This window comes from Candidatus Polarisedimenticolaceae bacterium, assembly GCA_036275915.1.
In the GTDB taxonomy this organism is placed as follows: Bacteria; Acidobacteriota; Polarisedimenticolia; order Polarisedimenticolales; family DASRJG01; genus DASRJG01.
On record DASUCV010000001.1, the window covers coordinates 55,584 to 77,229 of the forward strand.

19 protein-coding genes are annotated in these 21,646 nt (G+C 71.1%); 8 read left to right on the forward strand and 11 right to left on the reverse strand.

The annotated features are described in order from the left end of the window. Nucleotides 1-70: 70 nt before the first annotated feature. Genes lepA through VFV19_00285 form a run of 5 tightly spaced genes read left to right on the forward strand, consistent with a single transcriptional unit; the run spans nt 71 to nt 7,268 of the window. Nucleotides 71-1,867 (forward strand): translation elongation factor 4, encoded by a 1,797-nt coding sequence (lepA, locus tag VFV19_00265; GenBank protein HEX4822724.1) that lies wholly within the window; start codon nt 71-73, stop codon nt 1,865-1,867. 38 nt (nt 1,868-1,905) lie between these two features. Further along, nucleotides 1,906-4,065, forward strand: coding sequence for a redoxin domain-containing protein (locus tag VFV19_00270; GenBank protein HEX4822725.1), 2,160 nt, complete (start codon nt 1,906-1,908; stop codon nt 4,063-4,065). Nucleotides 4,066-4,076: 11 nt separating this feature from the next. Next, nucleotides 4,077-5,432 carry a hypothetical protein gene (locus VFV19_00275; protein ID HEX4822726.1) on the forward strand — a complete coding sequence of 452 codons (1,356 nt, stop codon included), beginning with the start codon at nt 4,077-4,079 and terminating at the stop codon, nt 5,430-5,432. Next, complete coding sequence (murD, locus tag VFV19_00280; GenBank protein ID HEX4822727.1) at nt 5,410-6,750, forward strand: UDP-N-acetylmuramoyl-L-alanine--D-glutamate ligase; 1,341 nt, start codon at nt 5,410-5,412, stop codon at nt 6,748-6,750. Before VFV19_00275 ends, murD begins: the two co-directional genes overlap by 23 nt. Further along, nucleotides 6,747-7,268: a tetratricopeptide repeat protein gene (locus VFV19_00285; protein ID HEX4822728.1), complete on the forward strand. Its 522-nt coding sequence runs from the start codon at nt 6,747-6,749 to the stop codon at nt 7,266-7,268. The genes murD and VFV19_00285 overlap by 4 nt, the downstream gene beginning before the upstream one ends. Nucleotide 7,269: 1 nt before the next feature. Here VFV19_00285 and VFV19_00290 read toward each other — a convergent pair whose 3' ends face one another. The 3 genes from VFV19_00290 to VFV19_00300 are packed head-to-tail and all read right to left on the reverse strand — an operon-like array spanning nt 7,270 to nt 9,933. Continuing rightward, nucleotides 7,270-7,860: a hypothetical protein gene (locus VFV19_00290; protein HEX4822729.1), complete on the reverse strand. Its 591-nt coding sequence runs from the start codon at nt 7,858-7,860 to the stop codon at nt 7,270-7,272. A gap of 16 nt (nt 7,861-7,876) precedes the next feature. Beyond that, complete coding sequence (locus VFV19_00295) at nt 7,877-9,181, reverse strand: NAD(P)/FAD-dependent oxidoreductase (GenBank protein ID HEX4822730.1); 1,305 nt, start codon at nt 9,179-9,181, stop codon at nt 7,877-7,879. Continuing rightward, nucleotides 9,178-9,933 (reverse strand): class I SAM-dependent methyltransferase, encoded by a 756-nt coding sequence (locus VFV19_00300; protein HEX4822731.1) that lies wholly within the window; start codon nt 9,931-9,933, stop codon nt 9,178-9,180. Before VFV19_00300 ends, VFV19_00295 begins: the two co-directional genes overlap by 4 nt. Nucleotides 9,934-9,957: 24 nt before the next feature. Between VFV19_00300 and VFV19_00305 the strand changes: the two genes are divergently transcribed. Next, nucleotides 9,958-10,902 (forward strand): lysophospholipid acyltransferase family protein, encoded by a 945-nt coding sequence (locus VFV19_00305; protein ID HEX4822732.1) that lies wholly within the window; start codon nt 9,958-9,960, stop codon nt 10,900-10,902. On the opposite strand, the gene VFV19_00310 is transcribed toward VFV19_00305, so the two are convergent. The 8 genes from VFV19_00310 to VFV19_00345 are packed head-to-tail and all read right to left on the reverse strand — an operon-like array spanning nt 10,899 to nt 19,416. Next, a complete protein-coding gene (locus VFV19_00310; GenBank protein ID HEX4822733.1) occupies nt 10,899-11,648 on the reverse strand; it encodes a hypothetical protein in 750 nt (249 codons plus the stop codon). The two genes, VFV19_00305 and VFV19_00310, sit on opposite strands and share 4 nt — an antisense overlap. Beyond that, the gene (locus VFV19_00315; protein ID HEX4822734.1) at nt 11,645-12,817 is read right to left on the reverse strand and encodes a methyltransferase; all 1,173 of its coding nucleotides are present in this window, start codon (nt 12,815-12,817) and stop codon (nt 11,645-11,647) included. Before VFV19_00315 ends, VFV19_00310 begins: the two co-directional genes overlap by 4 nt. A gap of 9 nt (nt 12,818-12,826) precedes the next feature. Continuing rightward, nucleotides 12,827-15,304 carry an MMPL family transporter gene (locus tag VFV19_00320; GenBank protein ID HEX4822735.1) on the reverse strand — a complete coding sequence of 826 codons (2,478 nt, stop codon included), beginning with the start codon at nt 15,302-15,304 and terminating at the stop codon, nt 12,827-12,829. 1 nt (nt 15,305) lies between these two features. Next, nucleotides 15,306-16,031 carry an SDR family oxidoreductase gene (locus tag VFV19_00325; GenBank protein ID HEX4822736.1) on the reverse strand — a complete coding sequence of 242 codons (726 nt, stop codon included), beginning with the start codon at nt 16,029-16,031 and terminating at the stop codon, nt 15,306-15,308. Continuing rightward, on the reverse strand, nt 16,028-16,711 hold the full coding sequence (locus VFV19_00330; GenBank protein HEX4822737.1) for a glycosyltransferase family 2 protein: 684 nt from the start codon (nt 16,709-16,711) through the stop codon (nt 16,028-16,030). Before VFV19_00330 ends, VFV19_00325 begins: the two co-directional genes overlap by 4 nt. Further along, nucleotides 16,708-17,904 (reverse strand): beta-ketoacyl synthase N-terminal-like domain-containing protein, encoded by a 1,197-nt coding sequence (locus tag VFV19_00335; GenBank protein ID HEX4822738.1) that lies wholly within the window; start codon nt 17,902-17,904, stop codon nt 16,708-16,710. Before VFV19_00335 ends, VFV19_00330 begins: the two co-directional genes overlap by 4 nt. Beyond that, on the reverse strand, nt 17,901-19,139 hold the full coding sequence (locus VFV19_00340; GenBank protein HEX4822739.1) for a beta-ketoacyl-[acyl-carrier-protein] synthase family protein: 1,239 nt from the start codon (nt 19,137-19,139) through the stop codon (nt 17,901-17,903). Before VFV19_00340 ends, VFV19_00335 begins: the two co-directional genes overlap by 4 nt. Continuing rightward, complete coding sequence (locus tag VFV19_00345; GenBank protein ID HEX4822740.1) at nt 19,126-19,416, reverse strand: phosphopantetheine-binding protein; 291 nt, start codon at nt 19,414-19,416, stop codon at nt 19,126-19,128. Before VFV19_00345 ends, VFV19_00340 begins: the two co-directional genes overlap by 14 nt. Nucleotides 19,417-19,475: 59 nt before the next feature. On the opposite strand from VFV19_00345, the gene VFV19_00350 reads away from it, so the two are divergent. Together VFV19_00350 and VFV19_00355 are read left to right on the forward strand one after the other, a co-directional pair. After that, entirely contained in the window at nt 19,476-20,861 is a 1,386-nt protein-coding gene (locus tag VFV19_00350; protein HEX4822741.1) for a class I adenylate-forming enzyme family protein, read from the forward strand. Continuing rightward, a complete protein-coding gene (locus tag VFV19_00355; GenBank protein HEX4822742.1) occupies nt 20,858-21,640 on the forward strand; it encodes a polysaccharide deacetylase family protein in 783 nt (260 codons plus the stop codon). Before VFV19_00350 ends, VFV19_00355 begins: the two co-directional genes overlap by 4 nt. Nucleotides 21,641-21,646 lie beyond the last annotated feature (6 nt).

The following is a 21,646-nucleotide window of genomic DNA, read 5'->3' on the forward strand; positions in this document are numbered from 1 at the left end:
TTAACTGTCGACTTCCCGGCCACTGCCGCCCCGTTGCTATACTGAGCCACTTTCCGGGGCGCTCTTCCTGATGAAGTCCCTGCGAATCCGCAACTTCTCGATCATCGCGCACATCGATCACGGGAAGACGACGCTCTCCGACCGTCTGCTCCAGCGGACGGGAGCCGTCGCCGAGCGCGACATGACCGCGCAGATGCTCGACGCGATGGACCTCGAGCGCGAGCGCGGCATCACGATCAAGGCCCACGCCGTCACCCTGGGCTATCGCGCGAAGGACGGCCAGGACTACATCCTCAACCTCATCGACACACCCGGGCACGTCGACTTCAACTACGAGGTCAGCCGCTCGCTGGCCGCGTGCGAGGGGGCGCTGCTCGTCGTCGACGCGAGCCAGGGAGTCGAGGCGCAGACGCTCGCGAACACCTACCTCGCGGTCGACGGCGCGCTCGAGGTCATCCCGGTCCTCAACAAGATCGACCTCCCCGGCGCCGAGCCGGAGCGCGTGCGCGAGCAGATCGAGAACATCATCGGCATCGACACGGCGCACACGATCGCCGCGTCGGCGAAGGAAGGGATCGGGATCGACGAGATCCTCGAGGCGATCTGCACCCTCGTCCCGAGCCCGAAGGGGTCGTACGAGGCGCCGCCCAAGGCGCTCATCTTCGACTCCTGGTACGACCCGTACCGCGGGGTCGTGATGCTCGTGCGCGTCGTCGACGGCACGCTCGAGAAGCGGATGAAGATCCGCCTCATGATCACCGGCGGCTCGTACGAGATCGAAGAGATGGGAGTGTTCTCGCCGAAGGCGACGGTCCGCGACACGCTGTCGGTCGGCGAGGTCGGCTTCGTCATCGCGAACATCAAGAAGATCAGCGACTGCCAGATCGGCGACACGATCACCGACGAGAAGAACCCGACGACGGACCCGTTCCCCGGCTTCCGGGAAGTCAAGCCGATGGTCTTCGCCGGGCTCTACCCGACCGACTCGGCGCAATACGAGGATCTCCGGGATGCGATGGAGAAGCTCCGACTGAACGATTCGTCGTTCAGCTACGAGCCCGAGTCGTCGGGGGCGCTCGGCTTCGGGTTCCGCTGCGGGTTCCTCGGCCTCCTCCACATGGAGATCGTGCAGGAGCGCCTCGAGCGCGAGTTCAACCTCGACCTCATCACGACGGCGCCCGGCGTGTCGTACCGTGTGACGACGACCAAGGGCGAGGTCCTCGAGGTGCACAACCCGAGCAAGCTGCCGCCGCAGGCGAACATCGAGATCATCGAGGAGCCGATCATCACCGCGATGATCATCAGCCCGCCCGAGTACCTCGGGAACATCATGAAGCTCTGCGACGAGCGGCGCGGGATCCAGAAGAAGCTGAGCTACCTCTCGAAGACGCGCGTGCTGCTCGAGTACGACATGCCGCTCAACGAGGTCGTCCTCGACTTCTTCGACAAGCTCAAGTCGGGGTCGCGCGGCTACGCCTCGCTCGACTACCACCTCGCGGGATACCGCGCCGATAAGCTCGTCAAGATGGACCTGCTCGTCAACGCCGAGCCGGTCGACGCCCTCTCCGTGATCTGCCACCGCGACAAGTCGGAGATCAAGGGCCGGGCGCTCGCGGCCAAGATGAAGGAGCTGATCCCGAGGCAGCTCTTCGAGGTCGTCATCCAGGCGGCGATCGGCGGCAAGATCCTCTGCCGCGAGGTCGTGAAATCGATGGGCAAGAACGTCCTCGCGAAGTGCTACGGCGGCGACATCTCCCGTAAGCGCAAGCTCCTCGAGAAGCAGAAGGAAGGCAAGAAACGGATGAAGCGCGTCGGGCGGGTCGACATCCCCCAGGACGCCTTTCTGGCCATCCTCAAAGTCGACTGATTCGCGCGCCCGGCCGTTTGGGCGTAATCTCCCGCGACGTGGCCGATGCAGCCCCCAGGCCCCTTGTGGCGGCGATTCTCGCCGTGCTCCTCCTCGCGGGGGTCGCGATCGCGGGGTATCTCGCCGTCCATCACGAGAACCACGTCTACGGCGACGCGACCCTCAGCCTCGCGAACTGCCCCGAGACCGAGACGATCAACTGCGACGTCGTCAACTCGAGCGGCTTCTCGGAGGTCCTGGGCGTGCCGATCGCGGCGTTCGCGATACCGACGTACCTGCTCCTCCTCGGCATGCTCGCCGTCTGCCGCCGCAATCCCGCCGTCCTCGCCCACGTGTTCACGATCGGCTTGCTCTGCGTCGCCTACTCGGCGTTCCTCTTCGTCGTCTCGAAGACGGTCGTCGGGTACCTTTGCCTGTGGTGCATGAGGCTCTACGCCGTGAACCTCTCCATCCCGATCCTCTCGGCTTTCGCCGCGCGCCGCTCGCCCCAGTCGCTCGTCGCGGCGACGTTCCACGATCTCCGCCGGTTCCGGCCCGCCGTCGTTCGCGCGGGTGCGGCGTTCGTCGTGCTCCTCGGGATCACCGTCGCCGGCGATCGCGCCCTTCGCGCGCACGTCAAGGCGCAGGCGGCGGCGGAGCGCCATCGGATCGAGCAGGAGGGCGGCCCGACGGTGCCGGCGGTGCCCGAGACGCCCTCGGGTCCGTCATCCGGCCTCTCCCTCGTTCCTCCGGCCTACGCCGACGAGAAGCCTGCGCCCCCCGCGCCGTACAAGCTCGCCGGTCCTCTCCGGAAGCTCGACGGCGGGAAGGCCGCCCCGTTCGACCTCCAGGGACGCCTCGGCAAGGGGAAGCCGGTCGCGCTCATCTTCTGGGCGCCGAACTTCGCCTGGTCCGAGCGATCCCTCGTGTCGATGGCGCAGGCGCTCGCGAAGGATTATCCGGCGTTCGAGGTGTACGCAGTCGCGGGGAAGCGCGACGACCAGAAAGACGAGGATCTCGTCGAGCGGTTCGCGATGCTCGAGGTTCCCGCGTCGCTTCCGCTCCTCGCCGACGACGGGTTCGCGGTGAGCAAGGCCCTCGCCGTCGAGGACGTGCCGAACGTCGCCGTGTTCTCCGCGATGGGGCAGCTCGTCGTCGCGAAGATCAAGAGCCCCGATCAGCTCCTCATCACGGGGGGCGGGAACAAGCCGGCGAGCGACGTCCTGCAGCAGGTGGCGAAGGGGGCCGAGGTCCCGCAGATCCAGCGCATGTTCCCGTATTACCCGGGCTCGGAGCTCGTCGGGCACTGCGCACCGCCGTTCCGCGGCAAGACCTTCGGCACCGGCGCACCTTACGCGTTCACCGGAAAGGGGAACGGGCGCCCGACGCTCGTCATGTTCTGGTCGTCGACCTGCAAGCACTGCCAGGTCGACGTGCCGCAGCTCGTCAAGTGGGTCAAGGCGCACCCGAACGCCGCGGACATCGTCGGCGTCACGATCATCAAGAAGGACCAGGCCGGGCAGCCCTCGCACCGTGCGATCACGGAGCAGTACATCAAGGCGCAGGGAATCTCGTGGACGGTCGTCGAGGACCCCGACGGCGTCGTCACCCGAACGTACCGGAGCATCTCGACACCGACGACGTTCTTCGTCTCGCCGTCGGGCACCGTGACCGACGTCTGGTACTACGCGCACGAAGAGGGCTTCGACGCGGCGATGGACCGCTCGCTCGCGACGGCGAAGGCCGGGGCGGCGACGGCATGCAGCGCCCCGGCCGAGCCGGACCGCCCGGCGCTGTCGATGAGCGTGATGTCGTCCGACGGCAAGCGCATCGAGCTCGCGAAGGCGGTGGGCGGCCCTACGCTCGTCCACTTCTGGGCGACGTGGTGCAAGCCGTGCGTCGCCGAGCTGCCGTCGCTCGTGAAGTTCCGCGACACGATCGAGAAGGCGGGCACCGGCAAGGTCGTCCTCGTCTCGGTCGAAGGCGAGGAAGACGGGAAGCGCATCACGGATTTCCAGAAGACGCTCGGCGTCGATCTCCACTCCTATCGCGCACCGCAGGGCGGCGTGGCCGGCAAGATCGATCCGGCGTTCCGCGTCCCGCGGACCTACGTCGTCGACGGGAAGGGCGGCGTGCTCGAGGAGCGGCAGGGGGCGCAGGACTGGGCGGACCCGGCGTTCGCGGAGGGGATCAAGGCCTGGCTCGACGCCGCGCGCTAGACTCCTCGCTCGTGATCGAGCGACGGCCGCTGCCCTACGACACCCTCGAGCTGACCCACCGCGCGATCGACGGGCGTCGCGTGCGGCTGGGCTACGCGCTGGTCGCACCGGCCCTAGCGCGGGTCGATCTCGAGGAGACGCTCGAGATTCCGCCGTCGCTCGGACCGCTGCGGGACGGCGCGTGGGCGCCTCGCCTCCTCGCCGCGCTCCATCTCGCCGCGGGCACGTCGTACTGGAAGACCTGCCTCCCGCCGCGCATCGTCGTCCCGGGCGATCCGCTGTCCGAAGACGACGCCGCGTTCTGGAACCGCGTCTACACGGCCGGACTCGCGGAATTCTTCTACCGGAACGGCATCGATCCGACCGGCCTCGCTCCTTTTTCCGGGGAGCGAAAGACGGCGGCTCCTTCCACCGCGGAACCATCCGGCGAAACGCTCCTCCTCTGGGGCGGCGGGAAGGACTCCGTCGTCTCGCACGAGGCGCTCCGTGAAGGCGGCATCGACCACGATCTCCTCACGATCGGACGCGCGTGGGAGCCCACGGCCCGGTCGGGGGTGGTCGCCGGGACGACGCACCACGTGGCCAAGCGGACGCTCGACCCGAAGCTCTTCGAGCTGAACGCCTCCGGCGCGTGGAACGGGCACGTGCCGGTCAGCGCCTATCTCGCGTTCGCGGGGCTCCTCCTCGCCGCGCTCGGCGGCCGCCAGGCCGTCATCGCCTCGAACGAGGCGAGCGCCTCCTCCGGCAATACGATCTGGAACGGGCTCGACGTCAACCATCAGTGGAGCAAGTCGCTCGAGTTCGAGCGCGCGGCACGCGCGTGGCTTTCGCGCCACACGGGCGGTACCCTCGATTACGTCAGCCTGTTGCGGCCGCTTTCGGAGCTTCGAATCACGAAGGCGTTCACCACGCATCCTGCGTACTTCGAGGCGGTCAGCTCGTGCAACCGCAACTTCCGGCAGACCGCGGACGCGCCCGCGCGGTGGTGCCTCGCGTGCGCGAAGTGCGTCTTCGTCGCGCTCATGGCGCGGCCTTTCCTCTCCGAGACGGACTACCACCGCCTCTTCGGCGGCGACCCGCTCGCAGATCCCGAGAACGTGTCCTACGTCGAGGAGCTGCTCGGCCTGCGCGGCATGAAGCCGTTCGAGTGCGTCGGTACCCCCGACGAGAGCGCAGTCGCGCTCAAGCTCGCGAAGGAGGCGGGACGGCCGTTGCCGCACGGCGTCATGACGGCGCTCCACGAAGAGCTGACCCTTCGCGACATCGACTGGGCCGGCGCGACGTCTCGCGCCCTCGCCCGCGGCGACGATCACGCGCTCTCCCCTGCGCTCCTCGCGGCACTCGATGGCTATCTCGCTCGGCACTGAGACGCGCGCCGGGGTCTTCGGCTACGGAGCCGAAGGACGCGCGAGCGTGGCCTGGCTCCTGAGGCGGCGTTGCCTCGCCGTCCGCGTCATCGCGGCCGCGCGCCCCGCCGATCTGCCCGACGGCGTCCCGTGGATCGACGAGCGCGATTCCGCCGCTCTCGACGGCCTCGATCTCGTCCTCAAGTCCCCGGGGATCAAGCCGTCGCACCCGCTCCTCCTCGCGGCGGCGTCGCGCGGCTTACCCGTGACGAGCGCGACCGCGATCTTCGTCGCGCTTGCCCGGCGCGAGCGGCTCGCCGTCGTCGGCGTGACCGGCAGCAAGGGAAAGTCGACGACGGCGTCGTTGATCCACCGCACGCTCGAAGCGGCCGGCGTCCCGTCCGTTCTCGTCGGGAACATCGGGCGTCCGGCGCTCGACGTGCTGGAAGACGCCGTGAGCGTGCGGCCGGTCGTCGTCTACGAGATGTCGAGCTACCAGACGCACGATCTCACGCTGGGCCCTTCGGTCGCGGTGATCACGCGCCTCTTCCCCGAGCACCTCGATTGGCACGGCGATGCCGGAGCCTATTACGCGTCCAAGCTGCGCATCGCCGCGACGCAGCGACCCGACGACGTCACCGTGTGGAACGCGGGCGACCTCGAGCTGGCGCGCCGTTTCCCGTTCGGTCCCGCCCGCCACGTCGCCTACGGCGGCAGCTCGGGGTTCCGGTTCGAAGGCGGCGCCTTCCGCCGCGGCGACGAGGTCCTCTTCAGCGACGTCCGGATGCTCCTGCGCGGGCCTCACAACCGCGCCAACGCGTGCGCCGCGCTCGCCGCCGCGTCGCTCTTCGGCGCGAGCCCCGCTCACCTCGAGGAGGTGCTCGCGGACTTCCGGGGACTCCCCCACCGTCTCGAGGACCTCGGCCTCCACGGCGGCATCCGCTGGATCAACGACTCGATCTCGACCGCGCCGGAAGCCGCGGTCGCGGCGCTCGAGGCGTTCGGCGGCGAGGTCGCGACCTACATCGGCGGCGGCACCGACCGCGGCTTCGACTTCGCGCCGCTCGCGGAGGCGCTCCTGGCGCGCGCGATCCCCAATGTCGTGCTGGTTCCGGAGACCGGCTCCAGGATCAAGGAGGCCGTCCTCGCCCGCGACCCCTCCGCCGCGAGCCGGCTCCACGCCGCGCGGGACCTCGCGGACGCGGTGGCCCTGGCGCGCCGCCTCACGCCGCAGGGACGCACCGTGCTTTTCTCCCCCGCCTCCCCGAGCTACGGTCCGTTCGCCAACTTTGAGGAGCGCGGGGATAGACTGCGCGCCTACGTCCAGGAGGCGTCATGAAGAGAACCGTCGTCGTCGCTCTCGTTTCGTTCGTGCTCGGTGGGCTCGCCGTCCACGCGGCCAAGACCGTCTTCGATCCGAAGGCCTACTACGCCGGCAAGGAGCCGAAGGAAGCGGTTGCCGCGCTCCTCGCGCGTGCCGAGACGATCGCCGGCGACGGCTCATGGGAGCGGATCGGTGTGGGCCGCGTCTACTACCTGTCGGGTGACAAGGCGAAGGGGCAGGCGATCTTCGACGGCGTGATCGGCGGCAAGGTCGCGAAGAGCGACCTCTACCGGATCGGCGACGTGTACGCCACCGCCGGCGAGTGGGACAAGGCCAAGCCGATCTACGAGCGCGCCATCTCGATGGATCCGGAGGACGATCGCGGCCTTCTCCGGGTGGGATGCTGGTACAACCTGAACGGCGACCGCGCCCACGCGGAAGCTCTGTTCGACAAGGCGTTCGCGCGCTCGCCGAACGAGATCTGGCATTACGCTCTCGCGGCGGGGTCGTACGAAGGCGTAAAGCCGTTCTAGATCACTTCCCCCACGAGAACCCGAGCAGCAGGCTCGCCTGCTCGTAATTCGCGTTCACGTCCTGACCGGCAAACGTGAACTTCGTGCCCTGCACGAAGCGCCCGTCCATGCCGATGTTGAACGTGTCGCCGACCTTGAAGTAAACGCCGGCGTTCTCGTAGAAGCCGAACGAGTGGTCGTGGCTGCCCGAGTCCCAGAAGTTCCAGTCCTTGCCGAAGCCCGCCCCCATGAGGACGACCCCGCCGCCGAGATAGGGGCGTGCGACGCCTTTCTTCACGGGCACCCAGAGGAATCCGGCGGACATCTCAAAGAAGGCGACGTTGACGTCGCCGACATGGCCGAGGACGGGAGCGACCGCCGTCCCGCTGTCGCTCGCGATCATCGTCGCGAGCGCGACGCGGATTGGCGAGGAGGTCGGAGCGAAGTCGACCTCGACGCCGAAGATCGCCGGCTGATTCACCGGCTTCCAGTCGTCGCCGAGCCAACGCTGGCCGACGAAGAACTGTACGTTCCCCGACATGTCCTCGGCGCGAGCGGATCGGTACCCGAGGAAAGCGAGCGCGAGAACGCCCAGGACCAGTAGTTTTCTCATCTGGGTACCCGTCCCCTCATTGGAGCCGAACGTCTCCAGGTGACCCGTCGAGCGGCGGCACGATCGGGCGGCCGAACTTCCGGGCGATCCGCTGCGCCTTCCCCAGTCCCTGGAGAACGCGGAACCGCCCGATCGTCTTCCAGGCGCCGTCGCGGAGCACATCGCCCGCAAGGACCGAGACGACCGCCGCAGGAAGCTGAAGTCCGTGGCGGGGGTGGAAGAAGAACGCGAGGAAGTCGGGGTCGTAGTACGAGCGGATCAGGCTGAAGAAGAGGCGCTGCAGCTTCTTGTTGAGCGCCGCCGCGCCCGCGGTGTCGGCGGCGTCGACGCGTCCCTTCGCGGTGATCGCGGTGGCGACGTCGTGCGCCGCCCTCTCGGCGACCGTCATCCCGATGTACACGCCGGTCGAGAAGACGGGATCCAGGAAGCCGGCGGCGTCACCCACCATCGCGAAGCCGTCGCCGTGCGTGCGCGAAACCTTGAAGGAAAAGTTCTGGACGGCGGCGGCGGGGATCGTCCGGGTCGCGTGCTGGAGTCGCCGCGCGGCGTCCGGGGTGGCCGCCACGGCCGCATCGAACTGCGCCTCGAGGCCGCCCTCGATCGCCCCGAAGCGGCGCGCATCGAGGACGGCGCCGACCGAAGTCGCTCCGTCGCGGAAGGGGATGAACCAGAACCACCCCGACTCCGTGATCGTGATGACGATGTTCCCCGCCTCGCGACCTTCGGGCCGGAAGCAGCCGTCGTAGTGGCCGACGATCGCCAGCTTCTTGTGGTCGGGGTAGACGCTCTTCCACCCCATGCGGGTCGCGAGGAACGCGCCCTGACCGGTCGCGTCGAGGACGCAGCGGGCCTTGATCGTCCGCTCGTCCCCTTGCGGCGTGCGCACGCGGACGCCGTTGAGCCGGTCGCCGTCCCACTCGGGGGCGACCGCCTTCCACCCCTCGCGCACGTCCACCCCGCGCTCGCCCGCGATCCGGAAGAGTGCACCGTCGAACTCGTCGCGGCTGAGGTTGTACGCATGCGGCAGCGCGGGCGCGAACGCCTCGTCGAACCAGAAGATCACGTTCCGCGTCCCGTCGTGATTCGCGAACGACGCGCCGGGCTTCACGATCGTCCGCGGGAGCGAACGCACCGTGTCGTGCACACCGAGCCGGTCGAAGAGCGGCAGGGCGTGCGGCAGCATCGACTCGCCGACGTGGAACCTCGGGTGCCGGTCGGACTCGAGGAGGATCGCCGGCACGCCGCGCGAGGCGAGGACGATCCCCGCCGCGCTGCCCACCGGCCCGCCGCCGAGGATGAGAACCGCGGTCTCTTCGGTCATGCCTTGCGCCCCGTGTATTCGGAGAAGATGCCGATCTCGACGGTGCGCTTCACGTCGGCGAAACCGGCCTGTGTCAACGTCGCCATGACCGCCTGCGGCGGCACGCACGCCTCGATCGTGTCCCAGAAGTAGCGGTAGAGCTTGGGCGTGTCGCGATGCCGGCCGACGACCCGCGCCAACGCCGGGATCACGAGCCTCATGTAGGTCTTGAGCGCGCGAAGCCCGAGCGCGCTCTCCGGGCGGGTGATCTCGAGGACGCAGACCGTTCCGCCGGGCCTGATGACCCGGTGGAACTCGGCGAACACCGCCGCGAGGTCGGACATGTGGCGGAGGGCGAAGCCCATGCTCAAGAAGTCGAACCGGTCCGACGGTAACGGCAGGCGCTCGGCGGCCGCCCGCACGGCGACGATTTCGTTCGGCCTCGAGCCCGAGCGGAGCATGCCGAAGCTCGGGTCGACACCGACGACCGATCGACCCGTGATCGCGGCGGCCTGAGCGGCCACGAGCCCGGTGCCAGTCGCGACGTCGAGCACCTCCATCCCCGGGACGAGCCCCGACCGGAGGAGCGCACGCCGCCGGTACCAGGGGCCGGTGCCGAGGGCCATCATCCGCTCGATCCGGTCGTAGTCCCCCGCGGTCTCGTCGAAGAGGTCGCTGACGAACCCCCGCCGCTGCTTCTCGTCCGCGTAGTACTCGGTCAGCGGCGCGTGCGGGGCATGGACGTCGGACTCGGATCGAGACGGGCCGTGCACCCGCCGAGTCTACAATGCCGCCACATGAGCGTCACTGCGGAAGCGCCCCCCCACGCGCCGCGGACGGGGTGGGCCCGCCGCGTCCTCGGGGACTACCACGTCACGGGGCTCTTCTGGTACCGCTTCCACCGATGGTCGGTCTCCTCCACGCCCGAGTGGACGCTCGGCATCTGGATCACGATCTTCACGACGTTCTTCTTCTTCACGATCTGGAACATCAGGCGCGCGATCGGCGCCAACCTCGAAAATGTGCTCGGGCCCTGCGGCTTCTTCCGGCGGCAGCGGCGGATCTACGCGACCATGTGGGCGTTCGCGTGGTGCCTGAGCGAGCGCTACGAGCGCCTCGCGACCGACCGGAAGTTCGACGTCGCGGTCGACGGCATGGAGCACTGGCAGGCGGCGACCGCGAACGGCCGCGGCTGCGTGCTCGTCACGGCGCACCTCGGCCTCTACGAGGTCGGCTCGATGATGCCGTCGACGGTCGAGAAGCGGCACGTCCACCTGATCCGCGAGCCGGAGATCGATCCCCGCGCGCAGGAGTTCATCCGCGAGAGTGTCCGCGCGGTCGAGACCGAGCACTATTCGATGCATTTTCAGAGCGAGGATCCCCTGCAGGGGATGTTCCTCCTCGACGTACTGCGCAGGGGCGAGATCGTCGCCATCCAGGGCGACCGCCCGCGCACCGGTGGACGCATCGTGCCGGCGACGCTCTTCGGGCGGCCGCTGTCGCTCCCCGCGGGTCCCGCCTCGCTCGCCCGCGCCGCAGGCGTCCCGCTCCTCCCCGTCTTCGCGATCCGCGAGGGGCGGCGGCGCTACCGCTGCGTCTTCGCGCCGCCAATCGAACCGTGGGGCACGGCCGACCGTCAGCACGAGGTGGCCGAGGCCACGGCGCGCGTCGGCGAAGCGGTCGAGCGTGCCGTGCGGTCCGCGCCCCACCAGTGGTTCGTGTTCCGCGAGATCTGGAGCTAGCCGGCGAGCCAGGTTGCGATCGTCCCGCGTGCGACCGGCTCGCCCTCGGCGACGACCTCGACGGCGTAGTGCGTGAGCGGCGGCACCGCGGCCGTGAGGCGCACCGTCGCGTAGAGATCGACCTCGACCGGAAGGGACGCCACGTAGAGCGTCACGTCGCGGAGACCGACGAGGTAGCCGAGCTGGATCCCTTCGTCCTCGCCGCGCCGGAGCCGGCGCAGCGCCTCCCAGACCGCCGCGGTCTGCGCCGCCGCCTCGAGCGCGGCGAGCGCCGGTGCCTCCCCTCCCGCAGCCAGGCCCGAGCCCGCCGGGATGCGCGCCAGGCAGGTCGCCCCGTCGTCCGCTTCTCCGGCGACGGCGCGCACGAGGCGCGCGGGTCCGCGGTGGAGGAGGAGCCTGTCGAAGGTGGGGACGTCCTTCGCCCGGCGCGTCGCGACGGCGAACGCCGACGGCGCCGTCGAGCGCGGCGTCCCGAACGCGAGTCGGCCGTTCAAGAGGACGCGGCCTCCGTCACGCGCGTCGAAGCGGATCGAGCCATCGTCGCGATCGGCGGCGTCGACGTCCAGGGTCGTTCCCGGGGCGACGAGGTCACGGAAGCGGACCGAAGAAACTCCCGTGAGCGGCCGGCCGTTTCCCAGGGCCGATGCGACCATCGCCAAGGCGGCGACCCCCGGCAGGATCGGTCGCCCCGGAAAATGGCCGTCGAAGATCGGCCCCGCCGCGGGAACCTCGAGGGCGGCCTTCACGCGCGGCGCGCGACGATCGCCGCGATGACGAACGACGGGTAGTCGTCGCGGATCGACGCGACATCCGGGACGAAACGGACGTCACGGAAGCCGTGCCGTGTGAGCGCCTCCGTCCACTGCTCGGGGGTCAGGAAGCCCCCGTTCGGGCGCCAGTCCGCGTTCAAGACCGGGTCGCGGAACGACTCGAGGAGGTTGAACACGAACTCGACGTAGACCGCCTGCCTGGGGAACGGACGCAAGCACTCGCCGGCGACGAGGCTCCCCGTCGGCGCGAGCGCCTCGCGGATCTCGCCGAGCGTGAAGCTGAGGTCCTTGGCGACGTGGAGCGCGTTGACAGCGAGGACGAGATCGGCCGATCCGCGCTCGACCCCGGCGTCGCCGAACGGGGCATTCATGTCGAGCCTCGCGAACGAGAGCGCGACTCCCGGAAAGGCGTCCTCGAGCAGCGCCCGCCCGCGCCTCAAGAACGGTATCGACACTTCGGTGAACCGGTAAGCGATCCGGGAAACGTCGCGGCCGCTCGCGACGAGCCGCCCGCACAGCGCCGCCGCTCCGCTCCCGAGGCCGCCGCCGATCTCGAGGATGCTTGCGGCGGACGAAGGAAGCACCGCCTCCCCCGCCACCGCGGCGAGCTTGTTGCTGATCGAGTAGATGACGTTGGCGTTCGAGAAGTACGCCGCCCACGTCGACATGTGCTCGGCCGTGAAGAGGGCGCGCTCGCCGGTGGTCTCGCCCCTGAGAACGGCGGGGTAGCGCTCGGCGGCGAGCGCCGCGATCGCGAAGGAAGGAAGGGGGCGGGGATCGTGCGCCTCCTGGGCGGCGAGGATCGTCGCGGCATCCTCGGCGTCGTCGCGGACGACGCGGTAACGGCCCTCACCGGCTTCCGCCAGCCGCCCGCGCGAGGCGAGCATACGGAACATCCAATCGACGGGGACGGTGGCGGCCCGCGGGTCGAGCCCGGCTCGCTCGATCGCCTCGGCGACGGTCACCGGCTCGCGGCAGGCCTGGGACAGCCCCGAGCGCGCGAACACGTCGCCGGTCAGGCGGCCGACGTACTCCTCGAAGAGATCGCACGAGCGCACGAACGCGTCGTCGAAGAAGGGCAGCAGCTCCGGGGCGAGGTACGACGCACGCTCGTCGATCCCGCGCCGCCGGCTGGTCGTGGGCATGGCGGGATTTTACCGAGAGCCCTTCAGGCGCGCGACGGCCGGCAGCACGACGAGCGTCGCGACGAGGCACAGGAGATTTCCGGTGCAGATGAGGAGGCCCCCGTTCCGCAGGGCCGGGACGTGGGAGAGCGCGAGCGCGGCGAATCCGGCGCAGGTGGTCAGGTTCGTGAGGACGACGCCGCGGCCGGCGTCCAGCGCCGCGCGCTCGAGGTCCTCGCCGCGCTGCCGGGCGAGGTGCATGACGTGAAGCCCGTCGTCGACCCCGATCCCGACCATGACCGGCAGGACGCAGAGCGAGAAGAGATCGAGCGGCAGGCCGAGCGCGCCCCATAAACCCGCGGTCCACGCGGTCCCCAGGACGACCGGGAGGAACGTCAGCGCCGTTGCGGCGACGTTGCCGCGGTACGAGAACGCGACGAGGCCGAGGACGACGGCGATCGCCAGGCTCCCGAGCCGCTCGAGATCGCGGACGGCGACGTTACGCAGCTCGGCGCCGAGGCGCTTCGCGTTCGCGACCTTCGCCCCGGGAGCTGCCTTCTCGATCGCGTCGAGAAGGGCGGCCGGCGGTCCCAAGGGCCAGGCGTCCGCCGGCATGCGGACCCGCACGGCGACGGCGGTCCCCTGCGGCCCCTCGCGGATCCCGTCGGCGATCCAGTCGGGCCACTTCGCGGGCGCGATCGGCGGCGGCGCCTTCCCGTCCGCGATGCCGCGGAGGACGTCGAGCGCGGGGTCGAAGGCGTGCACGTTCAAGCCCGCGCCGTCGAGCGCCACGGAGAGTCGCTGCGCCGCGGCGTCGAGCCCGAGCGGGCGAAGCGCCGCGACGCGCGCCGCGAGCCGGTCGCCCTGCACGAGCCAATCGGACGGCGTCACGATCTCCGCATCCGGGTACCGCTCGCGCACGATCGACGCGACCGCGGCGGCCCGGTCGAGGGCTCGATCGACATCCCGCCCCTCGACCGTGATCGTCGACGTGTCGAGGCCGATACCGAAGTCCTTGACGAGCCGCTCCTCCGCACGCGCGGCGGGATGATCGGACGGCCGGAGTCGCCGCATGTCGGTATCGAGGGACAGCCGAGTTACCCCCACGATCGAGGCGAGCGTGAGGAGGGCGCACGCCGCGAGCGAAGCCCGCGGGAATCCGCCGCCGGCCCGGACACCCCACGTCACGAACCATCCGAATCCGCGCCACCTTGGAGCGCGCACGCGCTTCCACAGGCGGGAGACGAGGATCAGCATCGGCCCCGCCGACCAGAACGTCGCGGCGAGCGAGAGCAAGACGCCGACGGCGACGACGAGCCCGAGCTCCCGGAGCGGCCGGAAGTGCGCGAGCCCGAGGCAGGCGAACGCCATCGCGGTCGTGAACGCGGCGGTCGAGATCCCCGGCCACGTCTCGTCGACCGTCTGCATCATCGCCGTCCGGGGCTCCTGTCCGGACGCCCAGATCTCCCGGAACCTTGCGCCGAGGTGGATCGTGAAATCGTCGCCGAGGCCGAGCAGGATCGCGGCGAACCCGACGCCGACCGCGGTGACGTTGCCGAGCGCGAGCGCGACGAGCGCCGCGCACCAGAGCTGCCCGATCGCAACCGCGGCGATCGAGATCGCGGGAATCGAGATCCCCTCGAACGCGACGACGATCATGAGGAGGACGACGACGCCCGCTGCGGTGAGGATGCGGACGAGATCGTCCTTCAGCGCCGCCTCGTCGTGCACCGCGTACAGCGGCCCGCCGATCGCATCGAAGACGAGATCGCCGCCCTGCTCCTTCCGCACCGCCGCGTAGGCCGCATCGAGCGCGGCGCTGAGCGCCCGGCCCCCTTCGGCGTCGGCCTCGCCGCGCTTCGGGGTCACGACGATGAGCACCGCACGCTGATCCTTCGAGAGGAGAACCCCGGTCACGGGATCGAACGGCAGCGCGCTCCCCGGGCTGAGCCCGCGAAGGCCGTGCTCGGCGAGCCCGAGAGGGTCGGCGGAGGCGATCGACGAGAGGAAGAGCGCCGCCGGCCCCTCCGCCGCGTCGCGCAGCGCGTCGACGCGCGCCGCGAGAGCGCCGGGCGTCGTCGCGGCCGCGACGGACTCCGGGGCGTGCTCGCCGAGAAGGAGCGGGAGGCGCGGCGCGAGCTCCGCCGTGGCGAACGCCTCGTCCGAGGCGTCGAGCGCGTAACGGACGCGCGCCACCTCGGGCGAGGCCGCGAGCGCGTCGGCGAGAGTCTCCGCGGCATCGGCGAGACGATCCGGGTCGGCGGGAACGCCGTCGGGCAGGCGGATCGTCACGTAAGCGCGCTCGATGCCGCCGAACGTGCCCAGGAAGGCGCGGTACGCCTCGGCGGCCGGAGTCCCGTTGGGGAGCATCGCCTCGACGTCGCTCCGGATCCCGAGGCGCGCCGCCGGCCAGAGCGAGACGGCGGCGAGCAAGCAGCCGATCGCGAGCGTGAGCCGGGGGCGCATCGCGATCGAGCGCGCGAGCCGGCTGGGCGAGCTTCCGCTCACGTCAGGCGGTGCTTCCGGCATCGACGAGGAACGATTGCCCGGTGATCGCGCGCGCCTCGTCGGAGAGGAGGAAGACGATCGTCGCCGCCACGTCCTCGGGGAGAGTCCCCGAAGGGAGCGCCTCGATCGCGCGCAGGGCCTGGAGCTTCTCCGGCGGCGCGTCCGCGACCATCTCGGTCATGACGAGACCCGGCACCACGGCGTTGACGCGCACGCTCCGCCGTCCCAGCTCCCGCGCGAGCGACTTCGTCATGCCGATGAGACCGGCCTTCGCCGCGCCGTACGCCGCCTGCCCCGCGACACCCCGCACCGCCGTGAGCGACGACACGTTGACGATGCTCCCACGGCGCCTCGAGATCATTCCCGGGATGACCGCGCGGCAGCAGCGGAACGCCGCGCCCAAGTCCGCGTCGAGGATCGCATCCCAGTCGGCGTCGGCGGTCGTGGCGAGGAGGCCGTCCCGACGAATCGCCGCGTTGTTGACGAGGCCGTCGATCGGACCGAGCGCGGCCTCGATCTCCGGCACGAGGTCGCCCGGACGCGTACGATCGGCGAGGTCGTAGCGCCAGGCGAGCGCGTGACCGTTCGCCGCCTCGACGATCGCGCGCGCGTCGTCCTCGCGCTGTCGATAGGTGAAGGCGACGCGGCGACCGGCGGCGAGCAGCGTTCTGACGACGGCGCGGCCGATGCCGCGTGTCCCCCCCGTGACCAGAACGGTGCCGTTCATCCGCGTCCCTCGAATCGCGCGCGCGCCACGGCTCCTGCGATCCGCATCGAGTCGACGACCGGCCTGTAGTGGCTCGTCGCCCGGCCGTCCGGCTCGTCGAGCCGGATCGGGATCCCGATGATACGGAACCCGTGACGGACCGCGCGAACGATCACCGCGCTCTCCGCCTCGAAGCGCGCCTCGGGAAACCCGACCGCCGCGATCAGCTCGCGCGTGTAGAGGCGGAAGCCGGTTTGGCAATCGGGCAGCGAGGCGCCGGCGACGTGCGAGATGAGCCACGACGAGGTCCCGTTCGACGCGCGCCGGACCGCGCTCATCTTGGCGAAGAGATGGTCGCGGGTGCCGAGGACGAGGTCGGCGCCGTCGCGCCATGCGTCGATGAGCCTGGGCGTCTCCTCGGGCGGATGCTGGCCGTCGGCGTCGACCGTGACGACCGCGTCGAACCCGGCTCCGAAGAGATGATCGAACGCCGTCTTGAGCGCGCGTCCCTTGCCGAAGTTCTCCGGGTGCACGAGCACGCTCACACCCGCGGCGCGTGCCGCGTCGCCGGTGCCGTCGGTCGAGCCGTCGTCGACGACGATCACGTGGGCATGCACGGCGAGCGCGCGTCGAATGACCGCGGGGACTGTGGCCGCCGCGTCGAGCGCAGGGATCGCGATCGCGAAACGCCGGCCGCTCACGCCCGCTCCAGGACCGCCCATGCGGCCGCTCCCCCCGCGGCGAGCGAGGACGCGAGGATCCGCGCGGGGCGCGGAAAGCGGCTCCCGTCGTGCGGCATGACCAGGAGCTCGGGATCGGGCGAGCGGAAGCCGGCGACCGGTCCGAACGACGCTCCCGCGAGGGCGAGCAGGCCGCCGGAGAGAACGCCTCCGGCGTACTCGCCGACGACCGCTTTCGGAACGAGAACCGGCGGCAGCGCGCCGCCGTCCCATCCGCTGCGGAGAACGAGCGCCTCGAGCCGGTCCCCTCGCCGGGTCCCCGATGCTCCCGAGACGATCGCGTCGATCGGCCCGAGCGTTTCTCGCATGACGCGGAGGCGGCGGCCGAGGCCGTCCGCACCGTCGCCCCAGTCGCTCGGGGTGGCGGTGGGGTCGAACGCCGACGCCGACCCGGCGATCCGTGCGAGCGGGGATGCGCCGCGCGCCGTCGCGTCGGCCTCGCGCTCGAGGACGAGCATCGTCGCGCCCTCCCCCGCGAGCATCCCGTCACGGTCGCGGTCGAAGGGCCTAGGCGATTCGCCTTCGGCGCGGGTCGTCGCGCGATAGCGATCGAGAATCGCGTGGAGGAGCGGCGTCATCTCGTCGGCGGATCCGACGATCGCGACGTCGGCCCGTCCCTCGCCGACTTCCTGCGCTCCCCGCGCCAGGGCGATGAGCGGCCCCGCCTCGCGCTGCGTCACCGTCACGTTGGCGCCGGATGCGCCGAGCGCGATCGCGACCTGGCCGGCCGCGGCGTTCGCGACGCACTCCGAGAAGTAGAACGGCTGCGCCGCCTCGGGGCCCTCATCCAGGAGCTGCCTCACGAGCTTCTCGGTGTAATGGACGGCGCCGAACGCGGTCGCGAGGAAGACCGCGGCACGCTTCCCCTGGAGATCGGCGAGCCCGGCCTCCGCGAGCGCCATGCGGCTCGCCGCGACGGCCCATCGCGACGGCTTGCCGAGGCGTCGCGCCTGCGAAGGCGGCAGCCAGGCGCCGAGGTCGGCGGCACCGACCGCTGCGGCGAGGCGCGATCCTGCGCCGTCGTGGAACCCTTCCGACCGGTCGACCGCGCTCGCCAGCGGCTCGCCTCGGGCGAATGCCGCCGCGAGAGCCTCCCTCCCGACGCCGTGAGGGCCGACCGCGCCGAGCCCGGTCACGACCACCCGCGGGCTCACGCGGCCTCGTCGTGCCGCAGGACCAGCGCGGCGTTGGCGCCCCCGAAGGCGAGGCTCGTCGAGAGGGCACAGCCGGCGCGCCGAAGCGGACGGTGCCGCCCGAGGACGAGATCGAGCCCGAGCGCGGCGTCCGGATCTCCGGCAGGCGGCATCGGGTGGACCTCACGGCGCACGAGGCACATCACCGTGACGAGAGCCTCGACCGCACCGGCCGAGCCGAGGAGGTGCCCGATCGACGCCTTCGTGGAAGTGACCGGAATCGCCGGAACGCGATCACCGAACACGGCCTGGAGCGCGGCCGCCTCCGCCGCGTCGTTGAGCGGTGTCCCGGTCCCGTGGGCGTTGACGAAGTCGACCTCCGCGGGCGTCGCACCGGCGTCCTCGAGCGCGAGCCGCATCGCGCGCGCGGCCCCGTGTCCTTGCGGCTGCGGCGCCGTCATGTGGAACGCATCGCACGTCGCCGCTTCGCCGGCCACCGTCGCGAGGACCCGCGCGCCGCGAGAGAGGGCCCGGGCGCGCCGCTCCAGGACGAGCACCCCGGCGCCTTCGCCGATCGAGAGGCCCGCGCGATCGGCGCGGAACGGACGCGACGGGCGCTCGTCGACCGAGCGCAGCGCGTTGAACCCGGCGTAGGTGAGCTGGCACAGCGCGTCGGACGCGCCGGCGACGGCGAGATCGACCTCGCCCCGGCGGAGAGCCCGCAGCGCGGCGCCGATCGCGATCGCGCCGGAGGCGCAGGCGGAGGAGAACGTCTCGCTCGGACCTTGAGCCCCGATCTCGCGCGCGACGGCGTCACCCGGGCCGTTGAGCTGCTGGCTGGCCAGGAGACCCGGGCGCGCGCGGTGCCTCGGGTCGTGGAGAAGGCGCTCGTAGTAACGCTCGCTCTCGAGCATCCCGCCCGTGGAGCTGCCGAAGAAGACGCCGGTCATCGGCCCCGAGGCGGCCCCTTCGAGCCCGGCCATGCGGAGCGCCTCGCGGACGCTCTCGACCGCGAACCGGTCGGCGAAACTTGACCGGCGCTCGTAACGCGCGCCCGCGGGCGAAGGCGGGACCTGCGCCGCGAGTCGCGTGCGGTGACGTGTCGCATCGAAGCGGGAGAAAGGAGCGATCGCGCCCGCGCCTTCGCGCAGACCGTCCCACAGCGGGTCGACTCCCCAGCCGTATGCGGTGACGGCGCCGAGCCCGGTGACGACGATGTCCGCGGATGTGGGAACGCTGCGCTCAGCTCCGGACATGAGCGTCGTCCGCCGTCTGGAGACGGCCGTCGACGTACGCGGCGAGCGTGGCGACCGAGCCGAAGGCCTCCCTGCCGACCTCGTGGCTCTGGATGCGGAGACTGAACTCTTTCTCCAAGGCCACGACGAGCTCGAGCGCATCGACGGAATCGAGGCCGAGCCCTTCGCCGAACAGAGGCATCTGGTCGTCGATGGTCTCCGGCGAGAGGCCGTCCAGGTGGAGCTTTTCGACCAGGAGCTGCTTGATCCTTTGAGCTGTGGTCGCGTCGTTCGGCATAATGGATCCGTGAGCGGGCTCGGAGGCGGCAGAGCTTAGCACACGCGGGCCTCCCCAAGATGACGAACGATCCGATCCTCAGCACCTTCGACGAGCTCGCGCGGCGCCGTGGCGATGCACCGCTCGTCGCCTCTCCGACGACCAAGGCGACCCGAGCGGAGATTCACGCCCTTTCGCTCGCCGTCGCGCGCGACATCGAGCACAGCGCCGCGCCGCCCGGAGGCTACGTCCTCCTCGCCTCTGCGAACGGCGCGGGCTTTCTCGGCGCCCTCCTCGGCATCGTCCGCGCCGGCCGCGTTCCCGTACTCGCCGACTGGAGCGCCCCTCCGGGAGAGCGCGAGCGGATCGCGGAAGCGCTCGGCATCGCGGCAGGAGTTGCCTGCGATCTCGCCTTCCCCACGCGCGAGACCGCGCCCCGGACCTTTGCGTTCGGCCGGCCGGCGGCCTCGCCCCCGCCCGCCGCCGGCTGCGTGAAGATGACCTCGGGCTCGAGCGGGACTCCCGCGGGAATCGCGACGACGACCGAAGCGCTCGCGATCGACGACGATCAGATCGCGACGACGATGGGGATCGGCGCCGACGACCGGCTCCTCGCCGAGATTCCGTGGTCGCACTCGTATGCGCTCTCGTCGGCCGTCGTGCCGGCGCTCAGGCGCGGGCTCCTCCTCGTCCTCGCCGACACCGGCGGTCCGTGGGGACCCCTCGACGCCGGCCGCGTCCTCGAGGCCACCGTCTTTCCGACGGTCCCCATCTACCTGCACGCGATCGCCGCGCTTGCGGAGACACCGGAGTGGCCGCGGACGATCCGGACGCTGATCTCGGCGGGCGCGCCGCTGCGACCCGAGACCGCGGCGCGGTTCGAGGAGGCCTTCGGAATCCGCGCTCATGTTTTCTACGGCGCCTCGGAGTGCGGCGGGATCTGCTACGACCGCGAGGGAGGCGCCGCGCTCCGCGGGACGGTGGGCACACCGCTTGCCGGGGTGACGGTGACGCTCCACGAGACGGGCCTGCGCGTCACCTCGGGGGCGGTCGGGTCGGGCTACGTGCCAGTCCCGCGCGACGAGCTCCACGGCGGCGCCTTCTTCGCCGCCGATCTCGCCGCGTGGACTCCGTCGGGCGAGCTTCGCCTCCTCGGCCGGGCGGACGCGCTCATCAACGTCGGCGGCAAGAAGGTCCATCCCGCGGAGATCGAGAGCGTGCTGCGGGCGATGCCGGGCGTACGCGACGTCGCGGTGTTCGGGCTCGAGGCGCCCGGCTGCCGCGAGATCGTCCGTGCGGTCGTCGCGTGCGATCCGACGCGCACGACCTACGACGCAGTGACCGCGTGGTGCCGCGCACGTCTCGCGCCGCACAAGGTGCCGCGCAGCGTCCAGCTCGTCGACGAGATTCCGAGGAACGCCCGCGGCAAGATCGATCGCGCGGCCCTCACCCCCGTCGTCGAATGACGGCGGCGGCGCGTCCTCGTCCCGCCCCGCTCGTCGCGACGTCCCTCGCCCTCCACGCCGCCGCGGTTCCGGCCGCCGCGCTCGCGCCGCGGTTCTGGCCGTGGATCGTCGGCACGCTCGTGACCGACCACCTCGCGATCCTCGGGGGCGGTTTGGCCCCGCGGAGCGCGCTCCTCGGCCCGAACGTCGTACGCTCTTCCGCGGCGGCGGCAATGAATGGTGTCGTCCTGACATTCGACGACGGCCCGGACCCGGCGGTGACCCCCAAGATCCTCGACCGGCTCGACGCGGCCGGTGCCAAGGCGACGTTCTTCGTCATCGGCGAGCGCGCTCGCCGCTTCGGCGAGCTCGCGGCCGAGATCGCGAGACGCGGCCACCGCCTCGAGAACCACACCGAGCACCACCGCGGCGGCTTCTACTTCCACCGGCCCGCGACCCTGCGGCGTGAGATCGACGCGTGCCAGGAGGCGGTCGTGCGGGCGTGCGGACGCGCGCCCGTGTTCTTCCGCGCGCCGGCGGGGATCCGCAGTCCTCTCGTGGGAAGCGCGCTCGCCAGGAGCGGCCTCACCCTCGTCTCATGGACGCGCCGTGGATTCGACACGGTCGATCGCCGCCCGGAGCGCGTGGCGGCGCGGCTCCTCCGCGATCTCGCCGCGGGGGACATCCTCGTGCTCCACGACACCGCGGCGGCGCCCGCGGTGCTCGAGACGCTGCCCCGTCTCCTCGATCGCATCGGTGGCGCCGGCCTCCGCCCCGTGCCGCTTCCCGATCCGAGCTAGCGCGCG